Annotated in this window: 4 protein-coding genes; all 4 read right to left on the bottom strand. The window is 62.7% G+C overall.

The window, feature by feature from the left end:
* Positions 1-17 precede the first annotated feature (17 nt).
* The 4 genes from ACH79_RS43210 to ACH79_RS29040 all read right to left on the bottom strand — a co-directional run bounded on the left by ACH79_RS43210 (position 18) and on the right by ACH79_RS29040 (position 13,070).
* The gene (locus ACH79_RS43210; protein ID WP_202639058.1) at positions 18-185 is read right to left on the bottom strand and encodes a hypothetical protein; all 168 of its coding nucleotides are present in this window, start codon (positions 183-185) and stop codon (positions 18-20) included.
* A 289-nt stretch (positions 186-474) separates the two neighbouring features.
* Positions 475-1,785, bottom strand: a complete 1,311-nt coding sequence (locus ACH79_RS29050; protein WP_246738186.1) for an HlyD family type I secretion periplasmic adaptor subunit — start codon at positions 1,783-1,785, stop codon at positions 475-477.
* Complete coding sequence (locus tag ACH79_RS29045) at positions 1,785-3,539, bottom strand: type I secretion system permease/ATPase (protein WP_246738185.1); 1,755 nt, start codon at positions 3,537-3,539, stop codon at positions 1,785-1,787. Before ACH79_RS29045 ends, ACH79_RS29050 begins: the two co-directional genes overlap by 1 nt.
* Before the next feature lie 111 nt (positions 3,540-3,650).
* Entirely contained in the window at positions 3,651-13,070 is a 9,420-nt protein-coding gene (locus ACH79_RS29040; protein ID WP_161853989.1) for a choice-of-anchor I family protein, read from the bottom strand.
* Between the last annotated feature and the right edge of the window lie 53 nt (positions 13,071-13,123).

Raw genomic sequence — 13,123 nt, 5'->3', positions numbered from 1 at the left:
CTGTTAAAAGCCCCTGCCTAGTGTGGCTCAAACTTTTCGGCGGGGATCCGCAGTTCTGCCGCCCGCTCTTTGCGTTCCTGCTTGGAAAATTCGCGTTCTCGTCGCTCGAAGGCGGCGAGCTCTTTTTGTGCCGCCTCAAGAAAGCGGTCACGTGGTGTTACAGCCAATTGAGCAAGTCCCGTCATTAGACACCCCCGTCTAGGGCCCCGAGCAGCCCATCCTAGCAAATGCTGAAACCCGGAAAAGGTTCGTGACAGTAAAATTACGGGAAGCCGGGCCGACGCTGGATGCGGATACCGCCAGCAATGGTCGCCCCTCAATGGGCAACCTCCAGGAATAAGGCTATATCCGTCGGATCATATTGATAGCGGACGATAAAAAGACAACGGCGGCCGCGACACTACAAGGTTGGCTGCCATTGGAACCCATTCACAGCTTGCATTCGTCTGCCCCAATTTTCGAGCAAATCTGCCATCAGCGCTCGCGAAAGGCCCGCGCCACCTGATCAAACAGCGGCTTGGTCAGATAAGAGCCCACGGTACGATCGCCGGTCTTGATGAAGACCTCGACCGGCATTCCCGGCACCAGCTTGACGTCTCCGAGACGCGCGATTTCATGCGGCTCTATCGCAATCCGCGCCGTGTAGTAGGTCATTCCGGTTCTTTGCTCGGCAGTCACATCTGCCGAGACGCGGCTGACGGTGCCGCTGATCTCCGGCGTCGTGCGCTGATTGAAGGCGGAAAAGCGCAAGCCTGCGGCCTGTCCGATCTTGACCTGATCGATATCCTGCGGCGCGATCCTGGCTTCCACCGTGAGCCGATCCGAGGCGGGCACGACCAGCATGAGCTGCTCGCCGGCGCTGATCACGCCGCCCACGGTATGAACATTCAACTCGTGCACCGTGCCGGAAATCGGCGCGCGGATGTCCGTCCGACGCAACTGGTCTTCGGCCGCGACCTTTCGCTCCGCATACTCGTTCGCCTTGCCGTCGATCTCGCGCAACTCGCGGCCGACTTCGCTCGCCAGTTCGCGATCGATCTGGGTTATCTGCAGCTCGATCTCAGCGATCTTGCCGCGGCCCTGGGCTTCCGCTGCCACGAGTTGAGCGCGGTCGCCATCGAGCCGCGCCGCCTCCCGCTCAAGCGTCGTGAGCCTGTTGATCTGGATCAGATTTTTTTCCCACAGTTCGCGAACGCCTTTCAGCTCGCGCTCGACCAGCAAAATTTCCTGGGATTTCGCCGCCTGCTGCGCGGCGACGCCGGACGCTTCCTGGGTCAGCTGCGCGATCCGCTCGCCCAATTGCCGCTTCTGGCCAAGGCGCGTGGTGTTGCGGAGCTGAAACAGGCGCTCCTCGTCAGCCATCAACTCGAGAATGCCCGGTTCGTCGCGCCTGCCGCGAAATTCGGAGGGCCAGGCGACCTCGCGGGCACCGTCGCGTTCGGCGCGCAGCCGCGCCCGCCTCACGGTCATCTCGTCCAGCGTTTTCGAAACGATCTGCAGGTTCGCCCGCGTCATCGTCTCGTCCAGCCGCAACAGCAAATCGCCGGCGTTGACGGTCTTGCCATTGGGCACGGCGATCTCACCGACCACGCCGCCGGTCGGGTGCTGCACCTTCTTTGCGCTCGACTCCACAACCACGCTTCCAGCTGCGATCAACGCCCCCGAAATATCCGTGGTCGCAGCCCATCCGCCGATGCCTCCGGCAACGAGCATAACCGCGGCCAGTCCGAAAACGATATGGCGCCGGATTGACGGGCGTGCGTCGATTTCGCTGGTGCCGGTCATCATGGCCGTCCCTGCGCCGCTGCGTGAACGATTTTCGGGGCGGCAGGCGCAGCATCACGCCGCAACACCTTTGCCAACACCTCGTCCTTGGGACCGAATGCCTGCTGCCGCCCGCCGTTGAGCGCCAGCACATAATCCACGCCGGCGAGCGCGCTCGGGCGATGCGCCACCACAATCACGATTGCGCCGCGGGCCCTGATATTGAGAATGGCCTGCGTCAATGCCTCGTCGCCTTCGACATCGAGATTTGAATTCGGCTCATCGAGCACGACGAGGAACGGATCGCCATACAGGGCCCGCGCCAGCGCAACGCGCTGCTGCTGGCCGGCTGACAGCGCCGATCCCTGCTCGCCGATCGGGGTGTCGTAGCCCAATGGCAGACCCAGAACCAGTTCGTGGACGCCCGCGGCTCTGGCGGCCGCGATGATGCCGTCAGGCGAGGCCTCAGGATCGAACCGCGAGATATTTTCGGCAATTGTGCCTTCGACCAGTTCGACGTCCTGGGGAAGGTAGCCAATGTGCCGGCCAAGGTCGTCGGGCATCCATTGATCAAGGGTCGCGCCATCGAGCCGGACAGTTCCGCGCGCCGGCGTCCACAGCCCGACCAGAATGCGCGCCAGCGACGATTTCCCGGACGCGCTCGGACCGATGACCCCAAGACCACTGCCGGCCTTCAGCGCAAAGGTCAGTTCCTGCACAACCGCCCGCTGCACGTCCGGCGGTGCAGCACTGACATTATCGACGTTGAGACTTCGCTGCGGCCTGGGCAACGCCGTCGGCGCCCTTTGGATCGGCAGCAAGGCGAGAAGTTGATTGAGACGCTGGCGCGCCTGCCGGGCTCCGACGAAACTGCGCCAGTGCGATATCGCGAGATCGACCGGACCGAGCGCACGGGCCGACAGGATTGACGAGGCAATGATGACGCCGGCCGTCGCCTGCTGATTGATGACGAGATAGGCGCCGACAGCCAGCACACCCGATTGCAGCATCATGCGGAACGAGCGGCCGACCGCGCTGAGCCCCGCGGCAAGGTCGCTCGACTGGTTGAGCCCCGACAGGAACTGGCGATTTAGGGTCTGCCAGCGACGCGAGACCCAACCTGTCATGCCGAGTGCCGTCAAGGCTTCGGCATTGCGCCGGCTGGTCTCGGAAAGCCGCGCCCGCTCATTGCCGACCCGGTTCGAATCGAGCGACGAATTCCGCGCCAGCAGTTCGGACAGCAACGTCAGCGATACCAGAACGAGCGCACCTGCAAGCACGGTGACGCCGATCCAGACATGAAAGGCAAAGCAGATCGCGAGATAGAACGGTACCCACGGCAAATCGAAGAAGGCGGTCGGCCCCGGCCCCGACAAGTAGCTCCTGATGGTGTCGAGATCACGCAGCGGCTGGATCGACGCGCCGCGTTTCGGCGCCTGGATGGGCAGGCGCATCACCGTCGAATAGACACGATCCGACATGATTTGATCGAGCCGCATGCCGATACGGACCAGCAGCCGGCCGCGAAGCGCATCCATCAGGCCCTGAAAAACATAGAGCGTCATCGCCAGGATCAGGAGGCCGATCAGCGTCGGAACGCTCCGGCTGGGCAACACGCGATCGTAGACCTCCATCATGAATATGGAGCCGGTGAGCGCCAGAATATTGAGGATCGCACTGAACCCGGCGATGGCGATAAAGGCGGATCGGCATTGCGACAGCGCGCCGTCAAGCTCCGAGCCGGCGTGACCGGGTTGATTTGCGCTGGTGCCCAAGATTGACGCTCACTTCTTCAGTAGCGCCTTAGCCGCTGATTGTTACAGTTATCTGACATGACGAAAGGGAGCGCAGGCGCCCCCCTTCTATTCACAAGTCAATTCAGTCCGTTAGGCGAACTTGAAATCATCCACCGTCAGGCTTGCCTTGTTGACGCCGAGCAGTGTGATGCTCGACCCGTCATTGTATTCGATCTGGACGCCGATCTGCGTGTCCTGCAACGCACTGGAAGCCATCAGGGCGCTGAAGTCGGCAAACTTCGACTGGTCGAGCTGAACGACGTCGTGGTCCGGACCAGAGCCTGCACGGAAATCGAACACGATGTCGCGCCCGGCCCCGTCATTGCTGAACTGGAACACGAAGGTGTCGCTGCCGGAGCCGCCATAGAGCAAATCGTTGCCCGCTCCACCGTTCAGCGTGTCATTGCCGTCTTCGCCGAACAGGTTGTCGCGCCCGCCATTGCCGTTCAGGGTGTCGTCGCCGGCGCCGCCAAACACGAAGTCGTTGCCCTCGCCCGCATGCACCGTGTCGTTGCCGCCCTGGGCAAAGACAAAGTCCATGCCGCCGCCGGCATTGACCAGATCAACACCGTCGGTTCCGGGCAGAAGGTTAGTGCCGTTGGTTCCGTTGACCACATTGGCGTCGGTTTCACCAGTGACCGTCAGCGTGAACGTGCCGGTCGACTCGGCGTTCAAGCTATCGGCGGCCGTATAGCGGAGCGAGACCGTGGCGTTCTGTCCGTCGTTCAATCCGTCGAACAGACTCCCCGGGGTGAACTGCAGTTGGCCGTTCGGGGCAATCGAAAACGCCGACTGCGCCTGCGCATTGGTCAGGCTGATGCCGTCGACACCGGTCACCTCAAGGGCCACCAAGCCGAGCGGCAGGTTGCCTTCAACGTCGGTGTCGTTGGCCAGGAGATCGAACGATTTGGCTTCGTTCTCACCCGCCGTGCCGACGTCGGCCACCGTGACCGGCGCATCGTTCACCGGGGTCACAGTGAAGTTGACCTTGCCGACATCCGAACCGCCGTGGCCGTCGCTCAGGGTGTACTCGAACGAGGCGGGTCCGTTGAAGTTGGCGGCCGGCGTGAACCGGATGCCACCGGCCACGATCTCTGCCGTGCCGCCCACGACGTTGGCGAGCGCCGAGATCGAGAGTGCGTCAAGATCGGCATCGGTATCGTTGCCGAGAATGTCGGCGAACGGGATGACGAACGCCGCGGCGTCTTCCGCTACCGCAACTGCCGTGTCGTCAACAGCTACCGGCCCGCGATTGACGATCGCGCCGTTGATGCCGCTGCGATCGAGTTCCTGGCCGTTGGCGAACGTCACCTTTTCGACGCCGCCGCCCACCCGCTGATCCTTCAACGTGACCACGCTGCCATTGGACAGCTCAATCAGGGTGTCGTTGCCAAACCGGCGGAACGTGACGTTCGCAGCATTGAGATCAACGAACGCCAACGTATCGGTATCAGCCGGCGCATTCGCAGCTTCGGTAATGATGTCAGAACCGTCGCCTAGCTTGTAGGCATAAGTGTCAGAACCCGCGCCACCGTTGGCATGGTCATTGCCAATGCCGCCGATCAGCATGTCGTGGCCGTCATTGCCGCGAAGACGATCGTCGCCGGCACCGCCGAGCACGGTATCGTTACCCGCGTCGCCGAAGACGAAGTCGTTGCCCTCGCCGCCGTCCACCCGATCGTTGCCGTCGCCGCCCTCGATGACGTCATCACCGCCGCCGCCGAGCACGAGATCGTCGCCGCCGAGGCTGCGGACGCGATCGTCGCCATCCTTGGCAAAGATCGAGTCTTTTGCGGCCGTACCGGAGAGGTCATCCTCACCGTCAGTTCCCATGATCGGCAGAACGGTGTCGTTACCGCCGTTTGCAACCAGATTCTGGATGCGCTGATCCTGGGCCGGAGCCGTATCCGCCTGCGCGTACGGAGTATCCGAGAACTTCGCCGCGAGATATTCGGCCAGCGCATCCTGCTCGAAGCCGTTGTCGGTGAATTTGGCAGCGCCGGTACGGGCCGCCACGTCGTCTGCCGGCAAATTGTCCGGAGACAGGTCGACACGATTGGCAAACGCCGGGTCGGCCGCGATGTACTCGGCGAACCGGAAGCCGTCAGGCCGGTTGAACCCTCCCGGAGCGTTGGGGTTTGCCCCACCGATCAGGAAACTCAGCGTCACCATGCGGATCGCCGCCGGAGCGTCCGCAACCACCTCGCCGTCGGCGACAACAACCGCGATCACGTGCTCATTTTCATCGACCAGGGTGACCGAGCGAATCCGATCCCCTGCAACGCGGGTCAGATCGTAGCTGAACCGGAGGCCGCCAACCTGGGCGAAGATGCCGCCCGGGTTGGAAACACCGTTTTCAAGAGCTTCAAGCAGTTGCTGCGGCGTCAACGTGACAAGGCTGAGCGCGTTGTTGAAGCGCAGGGAGTTCTCGATGTCGAGCTGGCTGACCTCGCCGGCTTCCTTGCCAACCTCCGGATTTGCAGCCGGCGGCAGTTCCGCGCCATCGCCCTCGGAGCTGATCGAGCCAATCGAGTCTCGGATGCCGCCGCCGTTCTTGATCGATACCTGGACGGCACTGTCGTAGCCAGACTTGGCGTACCACAGGTTGGCATCAGCGGAGAGGTTACCAAGATTGGTTTCCTGCGAGCGCACCTCACCACGCCGGCCCTCAAGGTAAACGTCGGTACGGCCGAAAGTGACGGCATCCTTCTGGGTGATGATGCCGTCGATCACGGTGGTGATATCGCGCACGGCGTCACCGCGCGACCCCTCGGCGAACGGATCGATGCCGGTGCCTTCGTAGACCCGCGCCAGACCCGCATCGTCAGTGGCATAGGCGCCATTAATGCTCGGATCGAGGCTGGCCGGGATGATGTCGCCGTTGGCATCGAACTCGAGCACCAGCCGGCCGACATATTTGTAGTTGCCGTCCGTGTTGACCAGAACAGTGTTCTTGCCTTCGGCGTTGGTGATGATCTGCGCGTACTCACCTTCGCTGACATCGCCGGGACGGAGAACGTCGTTGCCGTCGGAGAGCAGCGTGTTCGAGCCGCCGCCGATCACTACGTCGACGCCCTTCAGGAAGGTGATGAGTTTCTGCTCGTTCTCCAGTTCCTGCAGCTGCGAAACGATAATGACCTTGTTTACACCCTGGGCGATGACGGCATCGATCGCCGGCTGTATAACCGCTGCAAGCGCGATGAAGTCGGCATCGGTTTCCAGTGTACGCGGGCCGATGATCCGGACGCCACCCGGCGTCGTGATGTCCTCGAACACCGGAGTGGTGACGCCGACAACGCCGATCTTCTCGCCGTTTTCCTCGAGAATGGTCGATGGCGCGATGCGGCGACCTCCGCTTGCAGCGACACCGAACGTCGCTTCCGTCAGCGGCGCGGTCTGGGCGTTGGGCGCCAGATCCGGCTCGCCGGCGAAATTCAGGTTGGCGGCGAGATATGCAAATTGTGTTCCTTCGTAGCCTCCAAGCGGGCCGGCGCCATCGGGATCAGCGACGGGACGGATGAGATTCTGCACATCGCGCGGGCCCGGATCGAACTCGTGGTTGCCTATCACGGACGCCTCGATCCCGATCGAGTTCAGGATGCGGATGTCGGCGCGGCCGATGCTCGGCGGGAAGAACGAGGCCAAGGCCGGATCGCTGGCCGCATTGAAGAACGGGCTGGGAATGTAGTTGTCGCCCGACGCCAGCGTGATCGAGTTGGTAAACGTGTCCTCAAGTCGATCCACGATGGCTGCGAAGCGCGGCGCGTCGTCGATCGCCTTCAGACCTGCCTCGAAGTCGGACGCATGCAAAATCTGGAGTTTGTAGGTCTGCGGCGCCGCGACGGTGAAGTCGAGAGCGTTCTGCGCGATGCCGCCGAAGGCATTGCCGGCAATGTCGGTGATCACGCCCGCGGCCAGCGTGACGTCGTAGGCGCCCCCGGCCGCCAGATCGGCCGCTGGATTGATGGTGACGGTGTTGCCGGAGATCGTGACCTGCGAGGCATCATTGATCGCGATCGTGCGTGTGTCTCCTGCGCCGTTGCTGATGACGATATTTCCGGTACCTGCAGCAACGGCTTCGTCGAAGGTCAGAACGATGTTGCTGCCGGTAGCAACCCCGGTCGCGTTGTCAGCGGGTGTCGCCGCGGTGAGTACGGGCCCAGAAGCATCGAGCAATTGCGCCGCCGTTAGCGTGCGGTCTGCAAACTCGAACCGTTCCACATTCGTGACGGTGTCAACACCATCCCACGGACCAACGCGTTTGTCGGTGATGACGAAGGAGCCACCCTGCACCGTGACCGTATAGTTGCTGTGCGCGCCCGAGTAGATCGCCACGTCGCCGGCCGCTCCATTGGTGCCGCCGTCGATCACGTCATTGCCGCGACCGGCAACAATGCGATCGTCGCCGCCAAGGCCGTCGATCGTGTCGTTGCCGGCGAGACTGCCGCGCGCGCCAAACTTGGCGGTATACGCAGCCTGGTCGAACACGTCATTGCCAGCGGTTGCGATCGCAGCCGAACGCGACATTACGAGCGACGACACCGAGGGATCGTGATCGGAAAGCTGGTCGATGAACTCCGAGTTGATGTGCACGATATCGAACTGAGCGCTGTCAAACATGTTGTTCGACACCAGGATGTGATCCAGCGCCTGCGCGTTGCCATCGAAATTGTAGGAATAGCGTTCGTTTACGGGGAGCTTGCTGATCAGTTCCGAAAGCACGGCGGTGCCGGGCGCGAAGATACTGGGGGTTCCGTCCGGGTTGGCGGTAGTCCGGGTCAACTCACCCGTGATGAGATCAACGACCGGGAAGAACTGGAAGTCGTTCAGATCACCCAGCACGACGATACGATCATCGGTCGCCGATCCATTGGCCAGCAGGCCATCGACGAACGCGTTGATCGTTTCAGCCTGCCCTTCACGCTCGTTCGACGTACCGGTCTGTTGCGCAGAGCCATTGATCGGATCGGCATAAAGCGGCAGGTCCAGCAACGTGGTGTAAAGCGGCGCCGAACCGCCCTTCGAGGAGAGATGGTTGTTGACGGTCCAGAATGTGCCGCCCTGCTCGTCGGTGTAGCCCACGGGCGACCATTCCATCGGCAGTGACTTGCGCGTGGCGGTGAAGTCGGTATTGCCCTGCCCGATCTGGTTGGCGCTCGCGAACTGCTGCACCTTTACGCCATCCGCATCGGTGACGATATCGGTCAGGCCATTGCGCGCGGTCGGCGAAACCGCCTCTGGAACGTACAGATAGGCAACGCGCTGATTGCCGCCGGGGATACCGCCAATGTTGTCGATCGGCGGCGAGTCGATAGCCACATAACGCGGTCCGCCGGCGGCGACAATGGCGTCGATGAGCTGCGACAGGGTTTGCGAAGCACTTGTGGTGCTCGAGCTGGTGGCACCGTCATTGTCCAGCACCTCCTGGAGCGCAATGATTTCGGGTGCCTTGAGGTTGCTGACGATGGCGTCCGCAAGACCGGCGAACTTGCTCGCCGGCGTCGGCGCACCATCGACCGGTTGGCCGACCGGCGCCAAATTCTCGACGTTGAAGGTCGCAACGCGAATCCGGTCGAAATTCTCCACGATGGTCGTGGTTTCCTTTTGCAGGTTCGCGGCCGTCACCGGACCATAAGCCTCGGTTGTGTTGACCTCATACTGGCCGTTGGCGTAGTTGACGACGCCGGTCACATCGCCCGGGCGATCGCCGGTCTGGAGGCTGGTGGGCAGCGCAACACCCGCCTCATCGTCCAGCTGAATGCGCTCTGGATTGAAGTCGAACACCTTGTCGGCCGGCTGCGTCGTTCCGGGCGTGGTGTCGCTGATGGTAAGGCCGCCACGCGAATTGGTCGAGGCGTTGGTGCCAACGTTGGGGGTGACGAACTGCTCGTCAAACGCCGAATGGAAGGGGCTGGTGACGCGCACGTCTTCAAGCGTGACGCGCATGCCTTCCAGGGACTCCCAAAAATCCGATCCCTGATTCACCGGATCATAGGTGCCGGCCGGAGGAGCGGTATCGACATCATCGTCACCGAGCGACACCAGTGCTGGTTTGCGCTCGAGGCCCGTTGCGAGGTTGTCGACATCGCCGACCCTCACGGCCGTCGGCAGCGCGTTGCCGGTAGACAGCACGCTGGTCGTGCCTGCCACCGGGTTGAGCTGCGTCGTCGACAACTGGTTCGTGCTGGCAAACTCGCTGACGGTTGCGGTTAGTTGCACCTCCGCGCCGACGACGATTCCGCTCGGGATCGAGACACCGGCACCGGTGCCCAGGAAGACAAAGACGCCGTCTGAGGTGCGATAGTCGCCATCGCCGACCGCGTCCTGAATGTAATAACCGACAGGGTTGTTGCCGCCATTCTCCGTGCCGGACGCGTCAATAGCGGTGACGATGCCGCGCACGGTCACTTGCTGGCCGACGAACGCCGAGCGGTGTCCCGCACCCTGAACGTCGTAGATATGCATCATATCGTCGTTCTGGATCGTGCCGGTCGCGACCGCCTGGGTGGCGCTGACCGCGGCGGTGACGCCTTCCTGCGTCGTCGACGCGCCGGTCACGGTCAATGTGAAGGTTTCGTTGGCTTCGAATACCGCGTCGCCCGCAACATTTACGGTAACCGTTACCGACGACTGACCGGCGGGGATCGTCGCGTTGATGATCTGCGGCAGGGCGGCACCGCCGGCGAAATCCGTCGCATTCGCGGCATTCGAGGCGAGCTGGAGCGACACATCGACGGAGCCGATGGTGCCGTTGGTGCGCTCGATGACGAACGAATAGGCGGTCGCGCCGCTGTTACCCTCATTGTGCGAGACGGTGAGCGAGGACGAGGCCACGCGCACTTCCTGGGCGTAACCCTGTGGCAGCGCCGCGTAGACTGTGAGACCGGAGCCGGCAAAGCCCGCGGTCGAATTACCCTCGTTCGCCGTCAGCACGAGCGCTGTGCCGGTCGGCGAATCCTCGGCGCTGATGAACTTGGTGACTTCCGGGGCGTTGCCCTCGCCCGTAAGCGGCGGACGGTAACCGACATAGCTGGCATTTGCCGGATCGGTGACGTCATAGATCATGACGCCCCCGACGCGCTCCAGGCCGACAAAGGCATAGGTTCGGCCGTTGATAACGCCGATATCGATGCCTTCCGGCTCCGGCCCCTTGTTGTCGGAACGGTTGTCTGTGGCGCCGCCTCCGCCGCCCTCGGCGGTGTCGATGTTGAAGCGGGCCGCGAAGTCACGGGCAATGATTGCCTCAAACTCGCCGCCGCTCTCGCGTACCTTGGTGATGGTGCCGTCGGCATTCTGCTTGAAGATCGAGATGCCGCGGCCGCCATAGGCGTAGATCTGATCGATATCGCCGTCGCCATCGGTATCGCCGAGATCCTGGCGGACACGAAGCCGGCCGAGGCCTGTGGTGTTGTTCTGAAGCGCAGCCGCATTTGCATAGGCTGTCGGGTCGAGCGTCAGATCGGCAAGATTGGCTTCATCGTCGAGATTGACGCGCGCATCGCCTTCGTTGGCGGTAATGAAATAGGTGGAGCCGCCGACCGAATAGCTTGCGATCGCATCCGGCTGCAGCAGGCCGATCACATCAGCCGTACGCAGGTTCGCAGTACCATCGCGGTCGCTGCCGTCGAACGCGTTGCCGGCGAGATTGTGATCGACGCCACCGAGCGGCAGAATGGCGATCGGTTTTGTTGCGGCCGGGTTGGTGAGATCGATCACCGCGACGGCATTGACTTCCTGAAGCGTGACATAGGCGCGCGACCCATCCGGAGAGACGGTGATGTACTCCGGCTCGATGTCGGCGGCGGCGGCCTGACCGGTGAGCACGCTCACGCCGGCCTGCTTGAGAACGTTCTCAAAACCATTGAGCCCGTCGAATTCGATCGTGGTCGCAACGGCTGCATTGGCCGCGCCCCCGGCGAGACTGATGACCGACACGCTGCCTTCCGGATTGACCACGTTCGGTCCGACCGTGAACGGCTCGCCCTCGTTCGCGACCAGAAGCTTCGATCCGTCCGCAGTGAAGACGATCTGGTCCGGACCAGCGCCGACTTCGACCGTCTTGATCAGAACACCATTGGTATCGAACAGCGCGACGAAACCATTGCCGCCGGGCTGATCGCTGGTGATGGCGACCGCGAGCACGCCGTTCTTGACGGCGACCGAGTTGGCGCCGCCGAAACCGTCAAGTGCGGTGAGGTCGATCGACCCGACGGAACTGGTAGCGCCGCTGGCGCTGATGCCGACGATGTCGATCTTGTTGCCGATAGTATTGAGCACGAACGCGCGATCGGTGGTGGCGTCGAAGGTCACGACCTCGGCATTGGTGCCGGCCGCCGGGGTGAAATTGTCGAGACGAACGAGTTGAATCGCATTGCTTGCGACCGGCGCCGGCGTAGCACCAGCAAGCGATGGCGCTTCGTCGAGGATGGTGATGCCGTTGATCACGTTGCCCGGCGCGACCGCATCGTCATTCTGGATCGTGCCGGTCGCGGTGGCCTGCGCACCGAGAGCTACGGTGATGGCGGCATTGTTGTTGGCGACCGTCTGCAGCGTCAGGGTGAACGCCTCGCTGGTTTCGACGACGGCATCGCCGGCGACCTGGATGGTCACGACCGCCGAAGTCTGGCCTGCCGGGATCGTGCCGCTGAAGGCGAAAGGCACCGAAACCTGGCCGCTGAAATCGGCAGCGTCCGCCGCGGCCGAGGAAACCTGGCCGCTGAAGCTGATATCGCCAACCGTACCTCCCGTCCGCTCCACCGTGAAGGTGAAAGCCGTCGTGCCGGTGTTGCCCTCGGCCTGTGAGACCGACACCGAGCCGGCCGCGAACGCGACCGCCTGGGGTTGCTGCGACGCGCCGATAGTGAACATCATACCGGCGATCGGCGATTGCGGATCGGTCCGGAACGGCCCGTCCGGCGTCACATTGTCGGCGTCCTGGTCGCCGCTGGCGTCCTGCGTCACGAAATTGGAGCCGGCATTGAATGCCGCCAGAGCATCTGCGCGCGAGGCGAACGTGGTTCCTGCCGTCTCCGGATTGTAGACGGCCACGTCGGCCCCGCTGGTGCCGGGCAGCACCAAGGCCGTGGAGCCCGCGGTCAGGCCGGTGTTGGTCAGCATCCCGCTGGTGGTCGCACCGTTGAAGCCGCCGTTGTTGTTGGTGACAGCGGCGAGGAACGTGGTCGGCGCGGTCAGCGAGGAGCCGGTGAAGGCATAGATCGACTCGCCCGAATTGCCGAGTGCAATCGATCCCGCGGAAACCGTGCCAATATTGACGGATTTTGTCGCCGACGTGCTCAGGAATTCGACGACCGTTCCGGCCGTAAGCGCGGAGGCGCCATTGGTCCAGGAGAAACCACCCTCACCCGTATTGAACGCGCTGCCGTTCCACTCATTGTCGCTGAAGTAAATGACCTGACCCGGATCGATCGTATCGATAACGATGAACGCGAAACCATCGCTGCCATCAGCGTTGTAACCGATGAAGGCGATCGAACCGGGAACCAGAGCCATTGATATCTCCATGCGAAATGACAAAAGGAAACCGTCGCGCGCGCAGGGGGACC

The sequence above is a fragment of the Bradyrhizobium sp. CCBAU 051011 genome (assembly GCF_009930815.1).
Lineage (GTDB): Bacteria > Pseudomonadota > Alphaproteobacteria > Rhizobiales > Xanthobacteraceae > Bradyrhizobium.
The sequence above is the reverse complement of the archived record's forward strand: the minus strand, read 5'-3'. Positions and strand labels throughout refer to the sequence as shown.